We start from the raw sequence: 23396 nt of genomic DNA, 5'->3' as shown, positions 1-23396 counted from the left end.
GGCCTAATCCGCCGCTGGTTCCTCCGCTTTGCCCGCCCACCAGCCGACGGCGTGGCCGATGTGCTGGCGCATGAGCTCCTCGCACGCGTCGGCGTCGCCCGCCACGAGGTGGTCGAGGAGCCGGTGGTGCTCGGCCGCGGAGACGTCGAGCATGCTCGTCTCCACGAGCGAGACCAGGCCGACCAGGCGGGTGCGGGCCCGCAGCTCGGCGATGGTCTCCACGAGCACCGGGTTGCCGAGGATCGCGGTCAGCTCCAGGTGGAACTTCTGGTCGGCGAGCAGGTACGCGGTGAGGTCGCCCGAGCGGGCGCCCGCGACGATCTCGTCGGCCTGCGTGCGCAGCTCGGCGAGCCGCTCGGTCGGGAACGCGGCGGCGAGGCGCGCCATCGCGGGCGGCTCCAGCAGCAGCCGGATCTCCACGATGTCGTGCAGCAGGTCGTCGCTCACGGCCGTGACGCGGAAGCCCTTGTTGCGCACCGGCTCCACGAACCCGCGCTTCTCCAGGTCGAGGATCGCCTCCCGGACCGGCGTCGCCGACACGGCGAACTGCTCGGCCAGGCGCGGCACCGTCAGGAGCGCCCCGGGCGCGAGCTCGCCGGAGATGATCGCCGTCGACAAGGTCCGCTCCACGCGCGCGCGCAGGCTTTCTCCCGGTTCGAGGCGATTGTCAGAGGTCAACATGATGGTTCCGCTCCCCACATGGCGCACTGGCCGCGCCGCCGTGCAGTGTACGCGATGCCGGCGACGATTCCGCTGGTCATGGCCGATCACGCTTTCCTGGGATGACGAGGCGCCGCCGCGGCTCCTCGTTCCCGGCGCGGTCGGTCGCGGCGTACTCGATCACCTGCGGCTCGTCGTCGATCGCGCGCGTGAACGCCTCCTGGAACGTGCCCCAGAACGTGCCGGGCCCCTCCCACTGTATGCGCTCCACACCGGACACGCCGTCGTCGGCGTGGAGTGTGATCTCCACGCTCGCACCGAGGTCCTTCACGACGGCCCGCGAGACGGGCGGCGCGGTGTCGACGCTCAGTTCGCGGCTCACGGCGCCCGTGCGGCCTTCGGCGTCGGTCACGCGGGCCTCTATGCGGTGGACGCCTTCCTCCGTGACGGCGACGGGCCCGGTGTACGGGGCCCAGTCACCGCCGGAGAGGCGCAGTTCCAGCTGAAGGTCGCCGTCGGCGCCGTCGATGTCGAAGCCGCGCAGGCGGATTCGCGGCGCGGTGGTATACCAGCCGGAGGGCGCGGGCTCGTCGAGGACCTCGATGGCGACCGCAGGCGGTATCTTGCCAGTGTCAAGAACGGTGGGGACGTCGGCGGGGTCGACGGCGCGGGGCGTGCCGGTGGCGCCGTCGAACGCGGCCGCGGCGGCGAGCACGGTCGCGAGTTCGTCGCGGCCCAGGAGCCCTTCGGCGCGCACCCGGGCGGCCGTGTCGGCGGCGCGGGCGAGGAACGCGGTCCGGTCGGCGAAGGACCCGGGGGCCCACAGCTCGTCGAGGAAGGTGGACCCGTCGGCGCGCTGGCGGTTCGGGACGCCGGTCCCGTTGCCGCCGAACGCGATCTCGGCGTCGGCGGACCGCAGGTACATGTGGTACCTGCCGTCCTCGCCGTTCCAGCACGGCTCGAAGGCGATGCCGTCCAGTTCGATCGCGCCGTCGCGGCCCAGTTCGGCGAGGAGTTCGGCGCCGGTGCGGCCGGTGATGAGGCTCCCGTCGAAGGCGCGGCGGCCGTTGAGGGGGAACGCGAGGCCGGTCGTGGCGTCGGACTTGGCGAGCAGGAGCGTCGCGCCGAGGAACAGCGCGCACTGGCGCGGGTCGTCCACGGCGGCTTCGGTGTGCAGCGAGACAGGCGTGGTCAGGGCGAGTTCGTCGCCGTCCTGCCAGGCGCGGGTGACCGCGGCGTACTCCCCCGCGGGCGGGGCGTCGAGGCGTTCGCCGTTGAGGCGCAGTTCCGGTTCGCCTGCGGCCCAAGCGGGGACGCGGAGGCGCACCGTGCGCTCGGTGCCGTCGCCGGAACCGGAGAAGCGGAGCGACACGGACTCCCCCAGCGGGAAGCCGGAGCGCTGCGAGACGTGCAGGCCCGCGTCGGCCCAGTCGAGGTCGGCGTCCAGCGCGAGGTTCGCGTAGAGGCCGTCGGGGGCGGCGAGGAAGACCGTGTCCTGGTACTTGACGTGGTTCTCCAGGCCGGTGCCGCCGCAGCAGGTGCCGACGTTGTCGTACTCGCGCAGCGCGCCCGGGTGGACCGGGAACATGTACGTGACCTCGGGGCTGGTGTCCGAGCGGACCGCGCGGCGCGAGCCGAGGATGTGGTTGAGGACCGTACGCTCGTAGTAGGCCATGTAGCGGGGGTCGCGGGTGTGCGCGAAGAGGCGGCGCGCGAGCTTCAGCAGGTTGTAGCTGGCGCAGGTCTCGGCGTTGCGGTGGCCGACGTCGCCCGCGACGGTCTCGGGCGGGCCCCACAGCTCGCTCTCGCCGGTGCCGCCGTGGGCGTACGTGCGGCCGGGCACGACCTGGTCCCAGATGCCAAGGGCCGCATCGAGATAGCGGCGCTCACCGGTCTGCTCGTACTCGTCGACGTAGCCGATGAGCTGCGGCAGGTGCTGGTTGGCGTGCATGTCGGTGAGCACGTCGGTGCGCGAGGCGCCCGCGTCGAGCAGGCGGTCCTGGTCGAAGAACGCCGCGGTCTCCAGGAAGCGCGGCTCCTCGGCGGCGGCGCTGAGCCGGGCCATGGTCTCGTTCATGCCGCCGAACTCGCCCGCGATGTAGAGCGACCACATGCGCTGGCGCCGTTCGGGGTCGAGCCGCGAGAGGCGGCCGTGGACCCAGCGGCCCATTCCGACGGCGAGGTCGAGGGCCTGCCGGTTGCCGACGAGTTCGTAAGCGTCGAGCAGCCCGGCCATGATCTTATGGCAGGTGTAGTAGGGAGCCCAGATCTCCCCGTACGGCGCGAAGTCCTCCAGGCGGGTGAACTGCCATTCGCCGTACGCGGCGAGGAAGCCGTAATGCGAGTACCGGCCCGTGGCCGCCAGCGCGGCCTGGACCTCGCCGAGCCCGGCCACGAACGCGTCCACTTTGGCCTGCAGCACGGAATCGTCCTCGCCCGCGGCGGCGATGGCGAGCATCGAGAGGAAGTGGCCCGCGTAGTGGCCGCGCAGGAGGTTCGCGGTCTGGGCGTGCTCGCGGCCGGGGTAGTCGTGCTCGCCCCAGGCGTCTTCGCCCGGATGGCCGAAGTCCTCCCAGTTCCCGGGCGGGAGGGCCCCGCGGGTGTCGAGTCCGGCGTTGCGGCGGAAGACCGCGAGGAGGCGGTCCACGGGGTAGGCGCGGGCGAGGTGGAGCAGTTCCGTTCGGGCGCGGGCGAAGACGCTGCCGTCGTGGATGCGGGCGGCGCCGAGGGGGAAGGGCTGCAACAGGTCGGTCATTGCTGCGCCTTCGTCCAGGTCTCGATGCCGTCGGCGTCGATGGGGAGGGCCGCTGAGAGCACTTCGGAGCCGGTGTCAGTGACGAGCACGTCGTCTTCGAGGCGCACGCCGATGCCGCGCAGTTCCGGCGGGACGGTGAGGTCGTTGGCGTGGAAGTACAGGCCGGGTTCGACGGTCATGACGACACCTGGTTCGAGGTCGGCGCCCATGTAGTCCTCGTACTCGGCCTTGGAGCAGTCGTGGACGTCGAGGCCGAGGTGGTGGCCGATGCCGCAGGCGAGGTAGCGGCGGTGCTGCTGGCCTTCCGGGGAGAGCGCCTCGTCCACGGACACCGGGAGGAGGCCCCAGTCGTGGAGGCCGGTGGCGATGACCTCCATTGCGGCGTAGTGGAAGTCGAGGTACTCGGTGCCGGGCTTGATCTGCGCGAGCCCGGCGCGGTGGGCCCGCTCCACGAGGTCGTGGACTTCGCGCTGGCGGGGGCTGAAGGTCCCGGAGGCGGGGAGGGTGCGGGTGACGTCGGCGGTGTAGAGGCTGCGGGCCTCGACGCCCATGTCGAGGAGGAGCACCTCGTCGGGCAGGACCGGGCCGTCGCAGCGGACCCAGTGGAGGGTGGGCGCGTGGGGGCCGGAGCCGACGATGGTGGTGTAGCCGGTGCCGTTGCCGAAGGTGCGGGCGTGGCGGTCGAAGGTGCCTTGGAGCCAGCGCTCGCCGAGGTCCTCAGTGATGGCGCGCGGGATCTCGGCGGCGACGGCGGCGAAGCCCGCGACGGTGGCGTCGACGGCCTCGCGCAGCTGCGCGATCTCCCAGTCGTCCTTGATCATCCGCAGTTGCGAGAGGCGGCGGTCGAGGAGCGGGGAGGGTTCGAGGCCGAGCGCGGCGGCCTGGGTGGCGGTGGCGAGGGCTCCGGTGAGGTCGAGGCCGTCGAGGTCGGCCAGCGGTGCGACGGCGAGGCCGAGGGCGTCGGCCCATTCGGGCAGGCCCGGGGAGGCGCCGACCCAGAGTTCGCCGTGGGCGGCGTTCGCGAAGAACCCGGTGTCGCCGGGGCGGAACGGCGGGGGCATGAACAGGCGGGCGTCGTGGCCGCCGGGCCGCGGGGTCATGACGAGGACGGCGCCTTCGATCTGGGCGCCGGTGAGCCACGTGAAGGAGCTGTCGGCGCGGAAGGCGTAGTCGTTGTCGTCGTTGCGGACCGGCGCGGTCCCGGCGGCGACCGCGATCGTCTCGCCGGGCAGGCGGGCGCTGAGGCGGTCGCGGTGGGCCGCGGCCGCTTCGGGGGCGCCGGGGACGGGGGTCGCGGGGACCGGTCCGGTGCCCCAGCCGGTGGCGATGTACTCGGTGAACGCGGGGGTCTCGGTCAGCTTCGGGTAGCGGGTGCCCGCGTACGGCGGCCGTGTCATCGGCGTTCTCCTCCTCGGTCGCGGACCAGGCCGCGCAGGCGGGTGAGGACCCGGCCCGACCCGATGCCGTCGTGCTCGAACTCGTTGGTCACCCACGCCTGGGCGTTGCCGAGGCCGCCGAGGGTGTCCAGTTGCAGGCCGGAGTCGACGTACATGTCGTCGAAGTAGACGACCGCGGCGACGGGGACCTCGTTGGCGGCCAGGCGGTCGGGGTCGAAGACGCGGCTCCACTCGCGGCGCTCGGCGAGGGCGTGCACTGCGGGTGCGAAGCCGCGCAGGAGCCGGACCTCCTCGAACATCCACGGGAACGCCATCTCGCCGGTGAACGGGAGCGGGCGCACGTCTTCATTGAACTCGGGGCGGCGGTCGCGCTCGCGCTGCGCGGCCCACGCGGTGGGGCCGTTCGGGCCGTCGCCGTAGATGGACTCCTGGAGGGTCCAGAAGAGCGGGTTCGCGGCGGAGGAGGTCCGGGCGAGGACGTCGGCGAGGAAGCCTTCGGAGAGGCGGCCGTCGCGGATGAACGCGTGCTCCACGAGCCAGTGCATCCGCTCGAAGCCGGGCTTCATGCCGAAGTCGATCCCGAGGGACTGGAAGCGGCGCACGGTGAGCACGTCGCCGTCCGGCAGGAGCACCGGCTCGGCGGCGAGCCGGTCGGCGATGGCCGCGACGGCGTCGGCGTCGTGCGGGTAGCGGCGGTAGTACTCGGCGGTCTTGGCGGCGACGCGGTCGAAGGTGCGGCGGTAGACCTCGTCGGCGCTCATCGGGTTGCCGGGGATGCCGCCGCACACGTACGCGGCGGCGAGCGCCTCGGGCGCGTGCGAAAGGTAGGCGAGGGTGAGCCAGCCGCCGTAGGACTGCGCGAGGGTCGTCCACTTGCGACCGCCGTAGACGTGGGCGCGCACGTGTTCGAGGTCGCGCACGATCGAGTCGGCGCGGAAGCACGCGAGGTAGTCGGCTCCGGCCTCGGCGTCCCCGAGCTCGGCCACGATCTGCGCGTCGAGCGGGGTGCTGCGGCCGGTGCCGCGCTGGTCGACGAGGACCACGCGGTAGTCGTCCAGGGCCTCCTCGATCCAGCCGTCGGCCTTGAGGGGCCGCGGGTTCGCACCGCCGGGGCCGCCCTGGAGGTAGGTGAGCAGCGGCAGGTCGGCGCCGCGCTTGTCGGGGTCGACGAGTTCGCGCACGAACACCTCGATCGTGCCGCGGGACGGGTCGGCCCAGTCGAGCGGCACGTCCACGTACCGCTCGCTGACCCGCATGCCCGGCATCGAGTACTCCACTGTGGTCATGCTTCCGCCTCCTGTCGCTCCCGCCGCGCCGCCTCGTTGCGGCGCCGTGCGGCGTCCCATTCCGGCCTGATCCTAGGGACGGCCGCGAGGAGCTTGCGCGTGTACGGGTCCTGCGGGTCCTCGAAGACCCGGTCGCGCTCGCCGGACTCGACGATCCGGCCCTCGTTCATGACCGCGACGCGGGTCGCGATCTGCCGCACCACCGCCAGGTCGTGCGCGATGAACAGGTAGCTGAAGCCCTCCTCGTCCTGAAGGCGCCGCAGGAGGTTGATGACCTGCGCCTGCACCGACACGTCGAGCGCCGAGACGGCCTCGTCGGCGATGATGAGCCTCGGCGAGACCGCGAGCGCGCGGGCGATGCCGATGCGCTGGGCCTGCCCGCCGGAGAACTGGGCGGGGAAGCGCGCCGAGTGGTCGGGGTTGAGGCCGACGCGCTCCATGAGCGCCTTGGTGAACACCCGCGCACCGCCGGGGACCGGGCGCTTCTGGTAGACGAGCGGGGCGGTGACGATCCGCTCGACGGTGTGCTTCGGGTTCAGGGACGAGTACGGGTCCTGGAAGACCACCTGCACTTCGCCGCGGTACGCGTGGAGGTCCTTCCCGGTGAGGGCGTGGACCTCCCGCCCGGCGAACTCGATGGTCCCGGCGGTGGTGTCGATGAGCCGGGCGATGAGGCGCGCGGTGGTGGACTTCCCGGAGCCCGATTCGCCGACGAGCGCGAGCGTCTCGCCGGTGCGCACTTCGAGGGACACGTCGTCGACGGCGCGGAGCGTCGCGGTGCGGCCCAGGAGGCCGTTGCCGCGGATCGCGAACTCCTTGACGAGGTTGCTCGCGCGGAGCAGGGGTTCGCTCATCGGTCCTCCTCTGACGTGGTGCGCAGCAGCCCGATCTCGTCGTCGATGCGGGGGACGGCGTCGAGGAGCATGCGGGTGTAGTCGGCCTGCGGGTCGCAGAAGACCCGCTCGGCGGTGCCCTGCTCGACGAGGTCGCCCTCGCGCATGACGACGATCTGGTCGGCGACCTCGCTGACGACGGCGAGGTCGTGGGTGATGAGGATGAGCCCGGCGCCGGTGTCACGGCGGATCTCGGCCAGGAGGTCGAGGATCTGGGCCTGGACGGTGACGTCGAGGGCGGTGGTGGGCTCGTCGGCGATGATGAGGTCGGGCTCCATGCTCAGGGTCATCGCGATCATGACGCGCTGGCGCATGCCGCCGGAGAACTGGTGCGGGTAGTGGTCGACGCGGCGGGCGGCGTCGCGGATGTGGACGCGTTCCATCGCCTCGATCGCCACGTTGCGGGCCTCGCGGCGGGTGACGCCGGTGCGGTGCGAGCGGTAGGCCTCGGCGATCTGGGTGCCCACGGTGTAGTACGGGTTGAGCGAGGACAGCGGATCCTGGAAGACCATGGCGATGCGGTCGCCGCGGATCGCCTGCATCTCGCGTTCGCGCAGGGTGGTGAGTTCCCTGCCGTCGAGTTCGATGGAGCCGGTGCGCTTGGCGCCCTTGGGGAGCAGGCCCATGATGGCGAGGCTCGTCATGGACTTGCCTGAGCCGGATTCGCCGACGATGCCGAGGGCGCCGCCGCGCGGCAGGTCGAAGGCGAGGTGCTTGACGACGTCGGTGTGCCCGGCGGCTGTGGTGAAGCCGACGGTGAGGTCGCGGACGCGCAGGAGCGGGTGGCCGGTCATGCCGCGCTCCCCACGCGCACCCGCGGGTCGATCGCGGTGTACAGCAGGTCGACGACCATGTTGCCGACGACGACGAGGAACGCCGCGAGGAGCGTGACGCCCATGATGACGGGCTGGTCGTTCTTGGTGATCGAGTCGGCGGCGAGCTTGCCGACGCCGTTGAGGCCGAACACGGTCTCGGTGATGAGGGCGCCGCCGAGGAGCCCGGCGAAGTCCATGCCGAAGATCGTGACGATCGGCGTGAGGGCCGGGCGCAGGGCGTGGCGCCGCCAGACGAGGCCGGGGCTGAGGCCCTTCGCGCGGGCGGTGCGCACGTAGTTCTCCTGGAGGGTCTCGATGACGTTGGCGCGGGTGAGCCTGGTGTAGACGGCGGCGGCGCCGATGGAGAGCACGATCCAGGGCATGAGGAAGTTCATGAACCACTGGAGCGGGTCCTCGCTGAACGGCACGGCCTGCGGGAACGGGAGCCATCCGAGCGTGACGACCAGGAGGAACTGGAGCGACAGGGCGAGGACGTAGTTCGGGACGGACATGCCGGTGAGGGTGAGGCCGGTGATGAACCGGTCAGTGAACTTGCCTTCGCGAACAGCGGAGACGAGCCCGGCGGAGACGCCCGCGAGGAGCCACAGCACCGCGGCGCCGATGGCGACCGTGGCCGAGACGGGCAGGCGCTGGAGGATCATGTCGGTGACCGGCTGGCTCGACTGGAACGAGTAGCCGAGGCAGGGCGCGACGCATTCGACGGCGTTCGCGCCCGTCCCGTAGGTGCGGCCGACGAACAGTCCCGACAGGAACGTCCAGAACTGCTGCCAGAACGGCTGGTCGAGGCCGAGGTTCGCGCGGATCTGGTCGATGGCCTCGGGCGTGCAGTTCTTGCCGCAGATCTGCACGGCCGGGTCGGGCGAGAGCACGAAGAAGATCACGTAGGTGAACAGGCACACCAGGAACAGCACGACGGCCATGCCCAGCAGGCGGTTCGCGAGGAAGCGGATCATGAGCGGGCCTCCCCGGACTCGGCGATCTTCTTGATGCGGTCGCCGAGGACGGTGAACGACAGCACCAGCAGGAACAGGAACGCGCCCGGGAACAGGAAGTACGCGGGGTCGACGGCGTACCAGGACACGGAGGAGGCGATCATCTGGCCCCACGAGGGGGTCGGCGGGACGACGCCCACGCCGAGGAACGAGAGGCCGGCCTCGGTGCCGACGTACCCGGGGACCGCGAGCGTGGTCATGACGATGATCGTGGAGGAGAGGTTCGGGAGGATCTCCTTGAAGATGATCTGGGCACTGGAGGCGCCCGAGGCCTTCGCGGACTCCACGAACTCGCGCTGCTTCAGGGACATGGTCTGGCCGCGGACGATCCGGGCCAGGTAGGGCCAGCCGAAGAACGAGATGACGACGACGAGGAGGGCCTGCCGGTTCTCGGCCGGGAGCGCGGAGAGCACCGCGATCATGAAGATGAGGGCCGGGAAGGCCATCAGGAACTCCATGATCCGGGAGATCACCATGTCGGTGCGCCCGCCGAAGTACCCGGCGATGAGGCCGAAGACGACGCCGAGGGTCGAGGTGAGCGCGGTCGCGAGGAGCGCGATCGTCATCGACACCCTGGCGCCGTAGACGATCCGCGCGAAGATGTCGCGGCCGTTGCCCGGTTCGACGCCGAACCAGTGGTCGGCCCCGATGCCGCCGCCCCACCCGAGCGGGAGCCCGCCGAGGTTCGGGTCCACGGCGGACTGGTCGAACTCCAGGGGGCCGTAGCCGGAGAGCTTGACCAGGAGCGGGGCCGTCAGTGCCATCAGGACGACGACGAGGATGTAGGCGGCGCAGGCGACCGCGGCGCGGTCGCGCATGAAGGCGCGGACGAGGCGGCGCCCTGAGGCGGGCGGCGAGGACGACGCGGGGTCGCCCGTCGCCTCGCCGCCCGCTGCGCCTTCAGCTTCGAGTTCGGTCGGAGTGAAGGTCATCGGAGATCAGCCCGCGGACGGGTCCTTGAGCCCGACGATGGTCAGGTCCGTCATGCTCGTGTTCGGAATGTAGTTGGCGATGTTCTCGCCGGGCAGGAACACGCTCGGCTCTTGGAGCAGCGGCACCATCGGGGCGAGGGCCATGACCTGCTCGTCGAAGTCGCCCCACGCCTCGTTCGCGGCGTCGAGGTCGGTCATCGCGCGGATCTCGTCGATGCGCGCGTTGATCTCCGGGTCGTCGAACAGCCCGATGTTGGTGTTGCCCTTCTCGGTGATGACGCGGCCGTCGACCAGCGGCGGGACCATGGTGGAGGAGCTGGAGGGCCAGTCGGGGCACCAGCCGGTGATCGCGGCGTCGTGCATCTGCGAGGGCGTGCCGATCGTCTCGTAGTACGTGGACGTGTCGATGACGTTGAGCTGCACGTCCACGTTGATCTTCGCGAGCGCCTGCTGGATCGACTCGGCCTGCGCCTGCATGATCGGCTGCGACCGGATGTCGAGGGTGAACGAGAAGCCGTCTTCGAGGCCGACGGACGCGAGGAGCTCCTGCGCCTTCTCCGGGTCGCCGTTGTTGCCTTCGCTCGGGTAGAGGTCGAAGTCCTTGTGGCCGTTCACCGCGTCGGGGATGATCGTGGTGGCCGGGAGGGCGAGCTGGTTGCCGCCCGAGGCGGTCTGGAGCGAGGTGCGGTCGATGGCGTAGTTCATCGCCTGGCGCACTTCGAGCTTGTCGAACGGCGCCTCGGTGGTGTCCATGCCCATGTAGGTGACGCAGTACGCCTCGGCGGTCTCGACGCGGTCGGCGAGGTCCGGGGACTGGAGCCGCGCGAGGGTCGCGGGCTGGACCTTCCCGGAGATCGCGTTCTGGTCGGCGCCCTGCCCGGCGATGAGCCGCTCGTCGATCGTGGCCCCGTCGAGGCCGATCTCGAACTGCCACGCGTCGGGGTAGGCCTTGCGCACGTCGTCGGTGTCCGGGTCCCAGTGCTCGTTGCGCACCAGCTTGATGAGGCTGCCGGGCGTGTACGTCTCCAGGGTGTACGGGCCGGAGGCGACGATGTCGTTGATGAACTCGTCGCCCGCGCCCGTGCCGACCGGGAACGGCACCGCGTTCGGCTGCGCCAGGACGCTGTCGAACTCGGGGAACGGCTCGATGAGGTGGAAGACGATGGTCTTCTCGTCGGGGGTCTCGATGCCGGGGTGCTCGCCGGACTGGTACGGGCCCAGGTAGTCCTCGGGGGCCGCGATCGTGTTCTTCAGCCACGGCGAGCCGATGCCGATCTCGGGGTCCCACGCGCGGGAGATGCCGAAGGCGAGCTCGGTGGAGGTGATCGGGTCGCCGTTGTCGAACTTCAGGCCGTCTTTGAGAGTGTAGGTCCAGGTGAGGCCGTCTTCGGAGGCGGTGCCGAGGCTCTCGGCCATGTCCGGGACGATCGCGTTGGGGTCGTCGGCGTCGCCTGCGGCCTGCATGGTGAGGCCGCGGTAGACGAGCCGGTAGAACGCGTTGACGCCGCCGTCCCAGCCGCGGGCCGGGTCGAGGTAGGAGAAGTCGGCGTTCTGGAGCATGTGGATGGTGCCGCCGGAGACCGGGTCGTCGCCCGCGGTGCCGGAGGCGTCGTTCTGGCCGCCGGAACAGCCGGTGAGGAGGAGGGCCGCGGCGAGGAGTGCCGCAGGCGCCCTGGTCTGTTTCTTCAACATGAGGGAAGTCCTTCATTCGTGCGCCGAGCGACGGGCCGCAGACCCGGGGGGCGGGCGTTCACGGAACCGTCTGGCCGAGGCCGCCGTGGCGTCGGTTCGCAGTAACATATCACATATCACATATCACTGACTTGGGCTCGGCATTCGCCTCCGAGCAGGTCGAACGGGAACCCCCTCGCGTTCGCTGTGCTTTGGAAGACCCAGGCAGCTACGGTTGGGCGCCGATGGCAAGCGCTAGTCCGCCTTGTTCTGGACCCCACTGTTCCGAAGGAGCACCGTGAACACACCGACCCTCCTGCGCCGCGACGGCGTGGCCCTCGTCCTGGCCGCCGCGGAGGCGGGCCTGCCGCCCGTGCTGCACTGGGGCCGCGACCTCGGGCCGCTCGACGCGGCCGACCTCGCCGCCCTCGACGCCGCGACCGGCCGCCAGACCCGGCCCGGCACCCTCGACGCCGCCTGGCGGGTGCCGCTCGTGCCGCAGGAATCGGACGGCTGGGCCGGGCGCCCGGCCCTCCTCGCCACCCGCGACGGCCGTCCGCTGTTCCCCCGCTGGGACGCGACGGTGGAGCGCGCCGGGGACGCGGCGGTCGCGATCACCGCGGTCGACGCGGACGCGGGGCTGACGCTGCGGACCCGCTTGGAGATAGGCGCGGGCGGGCTCGTGCTCCTCGACCACGAGGTGACGAACGACGGCGCGGGCGAGGTGGAGGTGGCGTGGCTCGAAGCCGTGCTGCCCGTGGCGAAGTCGGCCGACCACCTGACCGCGTTCTCGGGCCGGTGGGCCCGGGAGAAGGCCCCGCTTACCACCGAGATGCCGCGCGGCGCCACCGTCCGGGAGTCGCGCCGCGGGCGCGGCGGGCACGACGCGCCGTGGGTGACGTTCGCGTCGGCGGGCCTGCCGCGCAACCGGACCGGCGAGGTCTGGGCCGTGCACCTCGGCTGGAGCGCCGACGTGCGCCACCGCACCGACCGGATCACCGAGCACGGCACCGCCCTCGGCGCCGGGGAGCTCGTGCGGCCCGGCGAGATCCGGCTCGCGCAGGGCGGGTCGTACCGGACGCCGACCGCGTACTTCTCCTACGCGGACAACGGGCTCGACGGCGTCGCCGACCGGTTCCACACCTGGATGCGCGCGCGGCCGCAGCACCCGAGGACCGCGCGCCCGCTCGTGCTCAACACCTGGGAGGCGGTCTACTTCGACCACGACCAGGCCCGCCTGGAGCGCCTCGCGCGCCGCGCCGCCGAGGTCGGCGTGGAGCGGTTCGTGCTCGACGACGGCTGGTTCCACCTGCGCCGCAACGACAGGGCCGGGCTCGGCGACTGGGTCGTGGACCCGGCGGCGTGGCCCGAGGGCCTCGAACCGCTCGCGGAGCTGGTGCGCTCGCTCGGCATGCAGTTCGGGCTGTGGTTCGAGCCGGAGATGGTGAACCTCGACTCCGATGTCGCACGGGCGCATCCGGAGTGGATCCTCGCCAACCCGGCGTCGGTGCCCGCGCCCGAGGGCCTGTCGTGGCGGACCCAGTACGTGCTGGACCTGGCGAACCCGGACGTCTTCGAGCACCTCCGCTCGCAGATCTCCACTCTGGTCGAACGGCTCGGCATCGCGTTCATCAAGTGGGACCACAACCGGGACCTCGTGGAGCCGCTGCACGACGGCGCGCCCGGCACACACCTCCAGACGCTCGCGGCGTACCGGCTCATCGACCGGCTCAAGGCCGACCACCCGGGCCTGGAGATCGAGTCGTGCTCCTCCGGCGGCGCCCGCACCGACCTGGGCATCCTCCAGCGCACCGACCGCGTCTGGGCCTCGGACTCGAACGACCCGGTCGAGCGCCAGGACATCCAGCGCTGGACCGAGCTCGTGCTCCCGCCGGAGATGATCGGCGCCCACGTCGGCCCCTCCCCCGCGCACTCGTCGGGCCGGGCCACGTCGCTGCCGTACCGGATCGCGACCTCGCTCCAGGGCTCGGCCGGCTTCGAGTGGGATATCTTGTCCTGCACCGAGGAGGAGACCGCCCGGATCACCGAGTTCGCCGCGCTCTACAAGGAGCTGCGCGGCCTCCTCCACACCGGCTCGGTGGTCCACCCCGACACCCTCGACCCGGCGCTCCGGGTCCGCGGCGTCGTGGCGGCCGACAAGTCGGAGGCGGTCTTCACCGTCGCCACCGTCGCCTCACTTGAGGAGGCGCTGCCCGAGCGGCTGCGCCTCGACGGCCTCGACCCCGCGCGGCGCTACAAGGTCGACGTGCGCAGCGAGATCGGCGAGGCGAAGTGGGGCTGGACGACCCCGCCGTGGCTCGCGGGCGAGCCCCTGGCGGTGCCCGGCTCGGTCCTCACCGGCATCGGGCTCCAGCTCCCGGGCCTGTGGCCCGTGCAGGCGTTCCTGATCCACCTGACCGCGGTCTAGACGACGTAGGCGCCCGAGCGGGCGGCGGCCGCGGTGGCGGTCGCCGCCCGCTTCGCCGTGTCCGGGTCGAGCGGGTCGCCGGAGACGAGGAAGCGGTAGTAGAGGGGCGCGGAGAGGGCGCGGATCACCTCGGCGGGGTCGGTGGCGGCGGGGACGTCGCCGCGGGCGGCGGCCGTGGTGACACACGGGGACCACTCGTCGATGCGGACGCGGTAGAAGCGGTGCAGGGCGGCGGCGGCCTCGGGGTCGGAGGCCGCGGCGGCGATGAGGGCCTTGAAGAGCGGGCCCTGCCGGGCGTCGGTGAGGGTGTCGAGGATGAGGTCCGCGAGCGCGGCCAGGTCGCCGTCGAGGGTGCCGGTGTCAGCGCGGGGCTGGGAGGACTCGGCCATCTCGGCGAGCATGTCGGCGACGAGGCCGTGGACGGTGCCCCAGCGGCGGTAGACGGTGGTCTTGCCGACGTCGGCGCGGCGGGCCACCTCGGCGAGGTCGATGCCGCCGATCCCTTTGTCGGCCAAGGCGTCTCCGGCCGCGCGGAGCACCGCTCCGCGGACGCGGGCGGTGCGGCCGCCGGGCCGGGCGGTGCCGGGGGCACCAGTGGCCTGATTCATAACGGGACTCCAGTTGCGTTAAGTGCGGTTGCTGAGCTAGCTTAGACCTCACGTTAACGGAACTGTAGTTCCTTTAGAAGGGATTCGCCATGGAACACCGCCGCCTCGGCCGCTCCGGCCTCCACGTGCCCGCCCTGTCCTTCGGCGCCGGGACCTTCGGCGGCTCCGGGCCGCTGTTCGGTGCCTGGGGCGACACCGGGGTCGCGCAGGCCCGCCGCATGGTCGACATCGCGTTGGACGCGGGGATGGCCATGTTCGACACCGCCGACGTCTACTCGGACGGCGCATCGGAGGAGGTCCTCGGCGCGGCCCTCAAGGGCCGCCGGGACAGAGCGCTCGTCTCCACGAAGGCCGGACTGCCCGTGGGCGAGGGCGCCAACGAGGCCGGATCGTCCCGAGCCCACCTGACGCGGGCCGTCGAGGCCGCGCTGCGGCGCCTCGACACCGACTACATCGACCTGTTCCAGCTGCACGCCTTCGACGCCCGCACCCCGGTGGAGGAGACCCTCGCGGTCCTCGACGACCTCGTGCGGGACGGGAAGATCCGGTACGTAGGCGCCTCGAACTACGCCGGATGGCAGCTCATGAAGACCCTCGACGCCGCCGACCGGGACCGGCGGCCCCGCTTTGCGGCGCACCAGGTCTACTACTCGCTCGTCGGCCGCGACTACGAGTGGGAGCTCATGCCGCTGGGCCAGGACCAGGGCGTCGGGGCGCTCGTGTGGAGCCCGCTCGGCTGGGGGCGGCTCACCGGGAGGATCCGGCGCGGGCAGCCCGTGCCCGAGGGCAGCCGCCTGCATCAGACCGCGCAGTTCGGGCCGCCCGTGGAGGACGCGCACCTCTACGGCATCGTCGACGTGCTCGACGAGATCAGCGCCGAGACCGGGAAGACCGTGCCGCAGGTCGCGATCAACTGGCTCCTGCGCCGCCCCACCGTCGCGTCGGTGATCGTCGGCGCCCGCGACGAGGAGCAGCTGCGGCAGAACCTCGGCGCGGTCGGATGGGAGCTCGACGCCGGGCAGGTCGCCCGGCTCGACGAGGCCAGCGCGAAGACCGCCCCGTACCCGTACTACCCGTACGAGCGGCAGGAGGGCTTTGCGCGGCTGAACCCGCCCGTGGTGTGAGCGGCGAGGGCCCGGTCCGATGGGGACCGGGCCCCTGCCGGTTACGGGAGGTTCGCGATCACGAAGGGCGCGTGGCCGTGCAGGTAGCCGTCCCACCCGCCCGTGAGGGGGGCGCCGGAGGACAGCAGGTTCGTGGAGTCGGGGCCGACGTCCAGTTTCCATGCGGTCCAGGAGATCTTGTTCGCGGACATCCAGTCGACCCAGCGCTGCGCCTCGTCGAGGCAGACGCGGCCGTCGAGGCCGCCGTCGGCGGCGCTGGCGCCCCATTCGGTGACGAACAGGGCCAGGCCCGCGTCGATCGCGGCGTCGGCCTTGTCGCGGTTCCACTGGGCGTGCGTGCACGAGTAGAAGTGGAGCGTGTACATGAGGTTGGTGCCGGACACCGGGTTCTGGGCGGCGACGTCGACGTCCTGCGACCAGGTCGGGGTGCCGAGCACGATGAGGTTGTCGGGGTCCTGCGCGCGGATCGCGGCGACGACGGCCTCGTGGTACGGCTTGACCGTGCCGGTCCAGGAGACCTGCTCGGGCTCGTTGTAGGGCTCCCAGATGATGTTCGGGAGGTGCCCGTAGCGGTCGGCGAGGTCGGCGAAGAACGCGACGGCCTCGGCCTGGTGCTGGTGCGCCTGGTGCGCGTGGAAGTCGACGATCACGTAGACGCCGGCCTCGGCGGCGTTCTGGATGACCTTCTCCACTTCGGTCTTCCAGCCCTGCGGGTCGTCGAGGTACGCGCCTTCGGGCTCGACGCCCATGGCGACGCGGAAGACCTCGATGTTCCAGTTGTCGCGCATCCACTCCAGGGCCTGGAGGTTCTGGGCGTACGGCTGGGTCTGCCAGTGGAGCCACATGCTGGAGACGCCGCGGAGCTGGATCTGCGCGCCGCTCTCGTCGCACATGCCCGCACCGCAGACGTGGAGCTCGCCGTGCTCCTCGACGGGGGTGCCCGCGGGGGCCGGGTCGGTCGGTTCGGGGTCGGTGGGCTCGGGTTCGGTGGTCTGCTCGCCGCTGCCGTCGCCGCAGGCGACGCCGTCGACCTTCACGTTGCTGATCTCGCCTGAGCCGCCGCTGGCGGTGAAGCCGAAGACCTCCCGGGTCTGCCCCGCGGCGATCGCGCCGTTCCATCCCGCGTCGGATGCGGTGAAGTGCCTGCCGCTCAGGGATTGGCTGGAGACGTTCCAGGCGCTGATGCCGGAGACAGCGTCGGTGAAGTCCCATTCCACGGTCCACCCGTCGAGCGCTTCGCCCGCGGTGATGCTCACGTTGGCCTGGAAGCCCGTGCCCCAGTCGTTGACGACGTCGTATTCGACGTCGCATCCCGCTGCGGCGCTGGCGTTCTGGGCGGCCGCGACGGTGAGCGCGCTCGCGCTCAGTGCGGCGGTGACCGCGGCGAGGATCGCCGCCGTCCGTCGTCTTCGCGTCTTCATATGCCGGTCCTTGGGTCGAGGAGCGGGAGCGCGGTAGCGCTCCCAATAAGCATATTGAAGTTTGCCAATCTATTGCCGCGGCGTCAAGCCTCGCCGCGCTCCCGGGCCGCGACGACGCCCGCGAGGGCCGCGGCCGTGCGGGCGACCGTGGCATCCGGGTCCGAGGCGAGGGGCCGGAGCAGGTCGAGCGCGAGGCCCGGCGGGAGTTCGGCGAGGGCCTGGACCAGGCGCAGCCGCGCCGCGGGCGCGGCAGAGGCGAGGGCGTCGGCGAAATCGTAGGCGATGGCCGCGGCGGGCCCGGGGTCGGCGGCGAGCGCGCCGAGGACTTCGGCGGCGTCGACGTCGTTGGCGCCCTTGACGATCATGTCGACGAGGACCGGGATCGCGGCGGCGCTCCCCCGGGCGCCGAGCGCGAGGGCGGCGCGGGCGCGCACCGCAGTGTCCGCATCGTCCAGGACGGTGTCGAGCGCCGTGGAGGACTCGTCGCCGGGGATCTCGGCGAGGGCGGTGGCCGCGCGCAGCCGCACGGCGGCGTCCGGCGATGCCAGGCCGGGGACGAGGCTCGCGACGACGCCGCTGTCGGCGCGGGCGAGGGCCCACTGGAGGGCCCCGGCGACGTGCGGGTCCGCTTCCGCCAGCACGGCTTCGGCGAGCAGGGCGGCGGGCAGTTCGGCTTCGAGCGCGGCCTGCTGGCGGCGGGCCGCGCTCGCGGAGCCGAGGCCGCGGAGCAGCTCCACGATGCGGAGCACGTCCTCCCAGCCTTCGGGGTCGGAGGCGTCGACGGCCTTGAGCCGCTTGAGGAGTTCGCGCTCGCGGGCGAGGCGCTCCTCGGCGGCGGCGGTGAGGTCGGCGATGAGCGCGGCGGGCGCGAACCCCGGGTCGTCGAGGACCGCGCCGATCTGGCGCAGCGACAGGCCCAGGGTCCGCAGGCTCTCCACGTGGAAGATCCGCCGGATGTCGGCGTCGGCGTACTCGCGGTAGCCCCCGGTGGTGCGGCCGGTCGGCCGCACCAGGCCGAGGTTGTCGTAGTGCCGGAGCATCCTGGTGGAGACGCCGGAGCGGCGCGCGACCTCGCCGATGAGCATTACGCCCCCGGTTCCCGGCCGCCGAGCGCGGCGAGCCGCTTCGCGGCGTCCACGGCGGGCTCGAACGCGGCGTCGGGGTCGCGCAGGAGCCGCTCCGTCGCCGCCGCGTGGGCCGCCACGACCGGGTCCTCGTTCGCCATGGCGGCCTGGAGGACCGGCTCGGCGTGCTCGCCGAGGGCCGCGAGGGCGCGGCTCAGGCTGCGCTGCACTTCCCGCTCACCGCGCCCGAACTGGGCGGCCAGCTCCTCGGCGAGCGCGCGCTCCCCGCCGTCGGGGACGAGGACCACGGCCGCGCGCCAGGCGGCGCGGGCGACCTCGTCGTCCCCGTCGCGCAGCAGGTCCCGCGTGATCGCGGGCCAGGCGCGCGCGTCGCCGACCTTCGACAGCGTGTGCAGGGCCTGGGCACGGGCCTGCGCGTTGGGCGAGGCGAGCTCGGCGAGCAGCAGCGGGACGACGGCGTCCGCGGGCAGCCGCGTCAGCGCCCAGGTGAGCATGTCGCGGACGTAGAAGTCCGGCTCGACCGCGCACCGCGCGATCAGGGCCTCGGCCAGCGCCGGGTCGGGCTCGGTGCCCGCGGCGAGGGCGGCCTTGAGCCGCACCGAGGCGTCGCGAGCGGCGAGCGCGCCGGTGAGCGTGCGTGTCGTCTCCATGGGGACCACCTCCGCCGTCAAGTGAAGACCTTGCCATCGTGTCAATGTCAAGCGGTTCGCGGGGGAATTCGCGGCGGACCGATGAGTCCGGGGCGCGGACGCGGTCATAGGGGGAGACACTGGATCGAGAGAGGACCGCATCATGAGCCTGCCGCCCGCGCCCCCCGGTGGTTTCCGGACCTTCCTGCACGTGCTGGTCAACACGGCCGTTGCGAACGTGACCACGAGCTTCCTGTGGTTCGGGCTGACGTTCTGGATCTACGTGGAGACGCGGAACGTGATCGCCTCCGCCGTGGTCGCCGCCTCGTACATGATCTTCGTGTCGCTGTTCGGCATGTTCTTCGGCACGCTCGTGGACCGCTTCCAGAAGAAGGCCGTGATGCTGTGGGCGACCCTCGCGGCGCTCGCGGTGTTCATCCTCGACGCGGCGTTCTTCTTCGCGGTCGGCGAGGAGCGGATGCGGGACCTGTCGCTGCCGTGGTTCTGGATCTTCACGGTGGTGATGCTCGCTGGCGCGGTCGTGGAGCAGCTGCGCGGGATCGCGCTGTCGACGACGGTGACGCTCCTGGTCCCGGCGGACCGGCACGCGAACGCGAACGGCCTGGTCGGGACCGTTCAGGGCGTGGCGATGCTGGTGACGAGCGTGTTCAGCGGCCTGGCGATCGGGTTCCTGGGCATGGGCTGGACGATGATCATCGGCATCGCCGCGCTCGCGCTGACGCTGCTGCACCTGGTGCCGCTGGCGATCCCCGAGGAGCGCAAGGCCGGGAGCGAGGCGCCGGGCTCGCTGGTGGACCTGCGCGGCGGCTGGCTCGCGGTGCGGGCGGTGCCGGGCCTGGTGGCGCTGGTGCTGTTCACGACGTTGAACAACCTGTTCGGCGGGGTCGCGATGGCGGTCATGGACCCGTACGGGATCGACATGTTCGGCGTCGAGGGCTGGGGGATCTGGTTCGCGGTGGCGTCGACGGGGTTCATCGCGGGCGGCGCGGTCGTCGCCAAGCGGGGCATCGGGAGCAACCCGATCCGCACGATCCTGCTCGTGGTGATCGCCCTGGGCCTGGCGGGCGCGCTGTCGGCGGTGCGGGAGCTGGGGTGGCTGTTCATCCTCGGCGTGTGGGTGTTCATGGCGCTGATCCCGGCCGCGGAGGCCGCGGAGCAGACGGTGATCCAGCGGGTGGTGCCGTTCGAGAAGCAGGGCCGGGTGTTCGGGTTCGCGATGACGTTCGAGGCCGCGGCCGCACCGGTGACGGCCCTGGTGATCGCGCCGGTCGCGGAGCTGCTGGTGATCCCGGACATGCGGACCGACGCGGGGCGGCGGCAGTGGGAGTGGCTGCTCGGGACCGGGGACTCGCGTGGCATCGCGCTGATCCTGCTCCTCGGCGGGCTCGTCTGCGCGGCGCTCGCGGTCCTCGCGATGCTCGCGCCGCAGTACCGGCAGCTGAGCGCGAAGTACCGTGCGGCCGTTGAGGAGTCGCAGGCCGAGGAACCGGAGCAGGTCGCCGCCTAGGAGGGCGGTGTAACGGCTGCTACATTTGCAGCTGTGACGAGTGGTGATCGGTGGCTGGTGCTGCTGGTGAAGGTGCCCGCGGCGCCGTCGAAGCACCGGGTCGGGGTCTGGCGGGAGCTGCGCCGCATCGGCGCGCTCTCGCTGGGCCAAGGGGCTTGGGCCGTACCGGATCTGCCGGTGTTCGGCGAAGGCGTGGACCGCGCGGTCGCGCTCGCCGAGCGCGCCGGGGGCGAGGTCGTGGTCCTGGAGGCGAGCGGCCGGGCCGGGCAGGACGCCGAACGGCTCGCGGCGAGGTTCACCGCGGCCCGCTCCGAGGACTGGACCGAGTTCCTCGCCGAGTGCGACAAGTTCGAGGCGGAGATCGCCAAGGAGATCCGCATCGGCAAGCTCACCCTCGCGGAGCTCGAAGAGGAGGAGCAGAGCCTCCAGCGGCTGCGCCGCTGGCACCGCGATCTGACGGCCCGCGACGTCTTCGGCGCACCCGAGGCCTCCGCTGCGGCGGAGCGGCTCGCGCAGTGCGCGGAGGTCTGCGACGGGTACGCCGAGCAGGTCTTCACCGCCCTTCACGGGGGCGGGAGCTGATGGCGCGCACCACGATGGGGCCGCTGTACCTGGCGGGGTTCACCACCGCGTTCGGCGCGCACGGCATCGCCTCCGTGCTCGGCGCCGAATCGGACGATATCGGCCTCACGCTCCTGGGCCTCGGCGCGGTCCTGGCGCTGTACGACGTCGCCGAGGTGATCCTCAAGCCGGTCTTCGGGGCGCTGTCGGACCGGATCGGCGCGAAACCGGTGATCGTCGGCGGACTCGCGGCGTTCGTGCTCGCTTCGCTCGCGGCCCTGATCGATCCGACGCCGCTCGTGTTCGCGCTCGCGCGGCTCGGGCAGGGCGCGGCGGCCTCGGCGTTCTCCCCCGCCTCGTCGGCGGCGGTCGCGCGCCTCGCGGGTCGCGAACGACTCGGCCGGTACTTCGGGCGGTACGGCGCGTGGAAGAGCCTCGGGTACGTGCTCGGCCCGCTCATCGGCGTCGGCCTGACGCACCTGTTCGGCATCGAGGCGGTCTATGTGGCCCTCGCGGTGCTCGCGGCCGTCGCCGCGGTCTGGACGCTCGCGTCGCTGCCCGCCCTGCCGGTCGTACCCCGACCCCGATATACCCTTGTCGACCTGGTCAGGCAGACCACCGAGCGTGGATTCCTCGTGCCGACCGCGCTGCTCGCGACCACCACGGCGGTGCTCGGCGTCGCGGTCGGGTTCCTGCCGCTCCTCGCGGTCCGGCTCGACCTGCCCGCGCTCACGGGCGCGGCGGCGGTCGCGGTGCTGGCGCTGGCGTCGACGGCGGTGCAGCCGTTCGTGGGGCGGCTGCGCGACGCGGACCGGATCACCGACCGCACCGGGACCTCGGCCGGGCTCGCGCTCGCGGCGGTCGCGCTGGGGCTCATCGCGATCGCGCCGCACTGGTCGACGCTGCTCGGGTCGGCGGTGCTGCTGGGCGTCACCGTCGGATCGGTCACGCCGCTGGCGTTCGCGCACCTCGCGGCGGCCACGCCCGAGGAGCGCATGGGCCGCACCATGGGCAACGCCGAACTCGGCCGCGAACTCGGCGACGCGGGCGGCCCGCTGCTCGTCGGCGCGATAGCCACGGCCGCAACGCTTCCGGTGGCACTGGGCGCATTGGCGGCGCTGAGTCTCGCCTCGGCGGGGCTGGCCCGGTTCGGCCTCGTGCGGCGCCGGCCGGTCGGCTGACGGTCAAGAGCGGGCGAGCGCTTCGACCGCGTCCGCCACCTCGTCGAGACCGGCCGCTCGGGAGGCCTTGACGAGGACGACGTCACCCGGGGCGAGGCGGTCGCGGAGCCAGTCGGCAGCGGTCCCCTTGTCCGGCAAGGCGACCGCGCCCTCCCCCGCACCCTCGGCGATGAGGCGGGCCTCCTCGCCCACCGCGACCACGATGTCGGCCCGGGCGGCCGCGTAGGCGCCGATGCGGCGGTGCTCCTCGTCGGCGGCCTCGCCGAGTTCGGCCATCTCCCCCAGGACCGCGATGCGCCGACCGCCCTCGATCACCGCCAGCGAGTCGAGCGCCGCCAGACACGAATCGGGGTTGGCGTTGTAGGAGTCGTTGAGCAGCACCACGCCGTTGCCGAGTTCGCGCAGTTCCATGCGCCACTTCGAGAGCGAGGCGGTCGCCAGCGCCTTCGCGGCCGCGTCCAGCGGCACGCCCGCCGCGAGTCCCGCAGCAGCGGCCGCGGCGGCGTTGAGCGCCTGGTGGGCGCCCGTGACCGGGAGCGCGACCCGGGCCGTCCCCTCCGCGGTCCGCAGCGCGAAGGTCGGGCGGCCGAGGCGGTCCAGGGTCAGGTCTGCTACGCGCACATCGGCTTCCCGCTCGCGGCCGAAGGTGAGCACCGGCCCGTCGGTGAGGGCGCGCATCGCGGCGACGCGCGGGTCGTCGGCGTTGAGGACCGCCGTGCCGCCCGGTGCGAGTCCCTGCACGAGTTCGCCTTTCGCCTTCGCGATGGCGTCGCGGGTCTTCATGTAGCTCAGGTGCGCCTGGCCGACGTTCAGCACCACGCCGATGTCGGGCGAGGCGAGCGTGGCGAGGTCGGCGATGTCGCCGCGCCGCCGCGCGCCCATCTCCAGGACCAGGTGGCGGGTGCCCGCGTCGGCGCGGAGCATCGTGATCGGGGTGCCGAGCTCGTTGTTCAGCGACCCGGCCGTGGCGACCGTGGGCGCGGCGCTGCCGAGCACCGCCGCGATGAGGTCCTTGGTGCCCGTCTTCCCTTGGGAGCCGGTCACTCCGGTGACGGTGAGGCCGCCGTGCAGGAGCGCCACCACATGGGCGGCCAGGGCCTGGAGCGCGTCCTGCGCGTCGTCGACGACCACCGTGGGCAGCGCGGTCGGGCGGGAGCCGAGGACCGCGACGGCGCCCGCGTCGCCGGCCTGGGCGGCGAAGTCGTGGCCGTCGGCCTGGTCGCCCGCGAAGGCGACGAAGAGGCCGCCGGGGGCGGCGTCGCGGCCGTCGAGGACGGCCGGGGCGGTGACCTCGACGGCGGGGTCGCCCGCGACGGTCCCGCCGGTGATCGCGGCGATGTCGCCGAGGTCGAGCGGGATCATGCGGGGGCTCCGGTGCGGTTCGGTGTCATGCGGGGAAGTCAAGGCCG

At 72.4% G+C, this 23396-nt stretch carries 19 protein-coding genes; 5 read left to right on the top strand and 14 right to left on the bottom strand.

The annotated features are described in order from the left end of the window. Positions 1–3 precede the first annotated feature (3 nt). The 9 genes from WA640_RS22735 to WA640_RS22695 form a co-directional block, all read right to left on the bottom strand. Positions 4–681, bottom strand: coding sequence for a GntR family transcriptional regulator (locus WA640_RS22735; protein ID WP_335990788.1), 678 nt, complete (start codon positions 679–681; stop codon positions 4–6). A 76-nt stretch (positions 682–757) separates the two neighbouring features. Next, positions 758–3415 carry a beta-L-arabinofuranosidase domain-containing protein gene (locus tag WA640_RS22730; protein WP_335990786.1) on the bottom strand — a complete coding sequence of 886 codons (2658 nt, stop codon included), beginning with the start codon at positions 3413–3415 and terminating at the stop codon, positions 758–760. After that, positions 3412–4812, bottom strand: a complete 1401-nt coding sequence (locus WA640_RS22725; protein ID WP_335990784.1) for an aminopeptidase P family protein — start codon at positions 4810–4812, stop codon at positions 3412–3414. Before WA640_RS22725 ends, WA640_RS22730 begins: the two co-directional genes overlap by 4 nt. After that, positions 4809–6098, bottom strand: coding sequence for an alpha/beta fold hydrolase (locus WA640_RS22720; protein ID WP_335990783.1), 1290 nt, complete (start codon positions 6096–6098; stop codon positions 4809–4811). Before WA640_RS22720 ends, WA640_RS22725 begins: the two co-directional genes overlap by 4 nt. Next, a complete protein-coding gene (locus tag WA640_RS22715; RefSeq protein WP_106366220.1) occupies positions 6095–6952 on the bottom strand; it encodes an ATP-binding cassette domain-containing protein in 858 nt (285 codons plus the stop codon). Before WA640_RS22715 ends, WA640_RS22720 begins: the two co-directional genes overlap by 4 nt. Continuing rightward, positions 6949–7785 (bottom strand): ABC transporter ATP-binding protein, encoded by an 837-nt coding sequence (locus tag WA640_RS22710; protein WP_335990782.1) that lies wholly within the window; start codon positions 7783–7785, stop codon positions 6949–6951. The genes WA640_RS22715 and WA640_RS22710 overlap by 4 nt, the downstream gene beginning before the upstream one ends. After that, entirely contained in the window at positions 7782–8780 is a 999-nt protein-coding gene (locus WA640_RS22705; protein WP_335990781.1) for an ABC transporter permease, read from the bottom strand. Before WA640_RS22705 ends, WA640_RS22710 begins: the two co-directional genes overlap by 4 nt. Continuing rightward, on the bottom strand, positions 8777–9751 hold the full coding sequence (locus WA640_RS22700; RefSeq protein ID WP_335990779.1) for an ABC transporter permease: 975 nt from the start codon (positions 9749–9751) through the stop codon (positions 8777–8779). Before WA640_RS22700 ends, WA640_RS22705 begins: the two co-directional genes overlap by 4 nt. A 6-nt stretch (positions 9752–9757) precedes the next feature. Next, positions 9758–11443: an ABC transporter substrate-binding protein gene (locus WA640_RS22695; RefSeq protein WP_335990778.1), complete on the bottom strand. Its 1686-nt coding sequence runs from the start codon at positions 11441–11443 to the stop codon at positions 9758–9760. Between the two features lie 277 nt (positions 11444–11720). Here WA640_RS22695 and WA640_RS22690 point away from each other — a divergent pair, with 277 nt between their 5' ends. Continuing rightward, positions 11721–13850: an alpha-galactosidase gene (locus WA640_RS22690; RefSeq protein WP_335990777.1), complete on the top strand. Its 2130-nt coding sequence runs from the start codon at positions 11721–11723 to the stop codon at positions 13848–13850. On the opposite strand, the gene WA640_RS22685 is transcribed toward WA640_RS22690, so the two are convergent. Beyond that, positions 13847–14458 carry a TetR/AcrR family transcriptional regulator C-terminal ligand-binding domain-containing protein gene (locus WA640_RS22685; RefSeq protein ID WP_335990774.1) on the bottom strand — a complete coding sequence of 204 codons (612 nt, stop codon included), beginning with the start codon at positions 14456–14458 and terminating at the stop codon, positions 13847–13849. The two genes, WA640_RS22690 and WA640_RS22685, sit on opposite strands and share 4 nt — an antisense overlap. Before the next feature lie 89 nt (positions 14459–14547). Between WA640_RS22685 and WA640_RS22680 the strand changes: the two genes are divergently transcribed. Next, on the top strand, positions 14548–15582 hold the full coding sequence (locus WA640_RS22680; RefSeq protein WP_335990771.1) for an aldo/keto reductase: 1035 nt from the start codon (positions 14548–14550) through the stop codon (positions 15580–15582). 41 nt (positions 15583–15623) lie between these two features. Here WA640_RS22680 and WA640_RS22675 read toward each other — a convergent pair whose 3' ends face one another. The 3 genes from WA640_RS22675 to WA640_RS22665 all read right to left on the bottom strand — a co-directional run bounded on the left by WA640_RS22675 (position 15624) and on the right by WA640_RS22665 (position 18738). Next, positions 15624–17003: a cellulase family glycosylhydrolase gene (locus WA640_RS22675; protein WP_335990769.1), complete on the bottom strand. Its 1380-nt coding sequence runs from the start codon at positions 17001–17003 to the stop codon at positions 15624–15626. An 83-nt stretch (positions 17004–17086) separates the two neighbouring features. Continuing rightward, positions 17087–18088 carry a HEAT repeat domain-containing protein gene (locus tag WA640_RS22670; RefSeq protein ID WP_335990767.1) on the bottom strand — a complete coding sequence of 334 codons (1002 nt, stop codon included), beginning with the start codon at positions 18086–18088 and terminating at the stop codon, positions 17087–17089. Then, complete coding sequence (locus tag WA640_RS22665; protein ID WP_335990765.1) at positions 18088–18738, bottom strand: HEAT repeat domain-containing protein; 651 nt, start codon at positions 18736–18738, stop codon at positions 18088–18090. Before WA640_RS22665 ends, WA640_RS22670 begins: the two co-directional genes overlap by 1 nt. 142 nt (positions 18739–18880) lie before the next feature. Here WA640_RS22665 and WA640_RS22660 point away from each other — a divergent pair, with 142 nt between their 5' ends. The 3 genes from WA640_RS22660 to WA640_RS22650 are packed head-to-tail and all read left to right on the top strand — an operon-like array spanning position 18881 to position 21987. Then, positions 18881–20245, top strand: a complete 1365-nt coding sequence (locus WA640_RS22660; protein ID WP_335990763.1) for an MFS transporter — start codon at positions 18881–18883, stop codon at positions 20243–20245. Positions 20246–20278: 33 nt separating this feature from the next. Then, positions 20279–20827, top strand: a complete 549-nt coding sequence (locus WA640_RS22655) for a Chromate resistance protein ChrB (RefSeq protein ID WP_335990761.1) — start codon at positions 20279–20281, stop codon at positions 20825–20827. Then, entirely contained in the window at positions 20827–21987 is a 1161-nt protein-coding gene (locus WA640_RS22650) for an MFS transporter (RefSeq protein WP_335990759.1), read from the top strand. Before WA640_RS22655 ends, WA640_RS22650 begins: the two co-directional genes overlap by 1 nt. Before the next feature lie 3 nt (positions 21988–21990). Here WA640_RS22650 and WA640_RS22645 read toward each other — a convergent pair whose 3' ends face one another. After that, complete coding sequence (locus WA640_RS22645) at positions 21991–23349, bottom strand: UDP-N-acetylmuramoyl-tripeptide--D-alanyl-D-alanine ligase (RefSeq protein WP_335990757.1); 1359 nt, start codon at positions 23347–23349, stop codon at positions 21991–21993. Positions 23350–23396: the final 47 nt, after the last annotated feature.

This window comes from Glycomyces sp. MUSA5-2 (assembly GCF_037034145.1).
Classification (GTDB): Bacteria; Actinomycetota; Actinomycetes; order Mycobacteriales; family Micromonosporaceae; genus Glycomyces; species Glycomyces artemisiae.
Note: the sequence above shows the minus strand (reverse complement) of the source record. Positions and strands in the feature narration are given on the sequence as shown.

What these genes read in the sequence shown, in the direction of transcription:
- WA640_RS22735 (WP_335990788.1), bottom strand. Translation starts at nt 681, where the DNA reads ATGTTGACCTCTGACAATCGCCTCGAACCGGGAGAAAGCCTGCGCGCG.
- WA640_RS22730 (WP_335990786.1), bottom strand. Translation starts at nt 3,415, where the DNA reads ATGACCGACCTGTTGCAGCCCTTCCCCCTCGGCGCCGCCCGCATCCAC.
- WA640_RS22725 (WP_335990784.1), bottom strand. Translation starts at nt 4,812, where the DNA reads ATGACACGGCCGCCGTACGCGGGCACCCGCTACCCGAAGCTGACCGAG.
- WA640_RS22720 (WP_335990783.1), bottom strand. Translation starts at nt 6,098, where the DNA reads ATGACCACAGTGGAGTACTCGATGCCGGGCATGCGGGTCAGCGAGCGG.
- WA640_RS22715 (WP_106366220.1), bottom strand. Translation starts at nt 6,952, where the DNA reads ATGAGCGAACCCCTGCTCCGCGCGAGCAACCTCGTCAAGGAGTTCGCG.
- WA640_RS22710 (WP_335990782.1), bottom strand. Translation starts at nt 7,785, where the DNA reads ATGACCGGCCACCCGCTCCTGCGCGTCCGCGACCTCACCGTCGGCTTC.
- WA640_RS22705 (WP_335990781.1), bottom strand. Translation starts at nt 8,780, where the DNA reads ATGATCCGCTTCCTCGCGAACCGCCTGCTGGGCATGGCCGTCGTGCTG.
- WA640_RS22700 (WP_335990779.1), bottom strand. Translation starts at nt 9,751, where the DNA reads ATGACCTTCACTCCGACCGAACTCGAAGCTGAAGGCGCAGCGGGCGGC.
- WA640_RS22695 (WP_335990778.1), bottom strand. Translation starts at nt 11,443, where the DNA reads ATGTTGAAGAAACAGACCAGGGCGCCTGCGGCACTCCTCGCCGCGGCC.
- WA640_RS22685 (WP_335990774.1), bottom strand. Translation starts at nt 14,458, where the DNA reads ATGAATCAGGCCACTGGTGCCCCCGGCACCGCCCGGCCCGGCGGCCGC.
- WA640_RS22680 (WP_335990771.1), top strand. Translation starts at nt 14,548, where the DNA reads ATGGAACACCGCCGCCTCGGCCGCTCCGGCCTCCACGTGCCCGCCCTG.
- WA640_RS22675 (WP_335990769.1), bottom strand. Translation starts at nt 17,003, where the DNA reads ATGAAGACGCGAAGACGACGGACGGCGGCGATCCTCGCCGCGGTCACC.
- WA640_RS22670 (WP_335990767.1), bottom strand. Translation starts at nt 18,088, where the DNA reads ATGCTCATCGGCGAGGTCGCGCGCCGCTCCGGCGTCTCCACCAGGATG.
- WA640_RS22665 (WP_335990765.1), bottom strand. Translation starts at nt 18,738, where the DNA reads ATGGAGACGACACGCACGCTCACCGGCGCGCTCGCCGCTCGCGACGCC.
- WA640_RS22660 (WP_335990763.1), top strand. Translation starts at nt 18,881, where the DNA reads ATGAGCCTGCCGCCCGCGCCCCCCGGTGGTTTCCGGACCTTCCTGCAC.
- WA640_RS22650 (WP_335990759.1), top strand. Translation starts at nt 20,827, where the DNA reads ATGGCGCGCACCACGATGGGGCCGCTGTACCTGGCGGGGTTCACCACC.
- WA640_RS22645 (WP_335990757.1), bottom strand. Translation starts at nt 23,349, where the DNA reads ATGATCCCGCTCGACCTCGGCGACATCGCCGCGATCACCGGCGGGACC.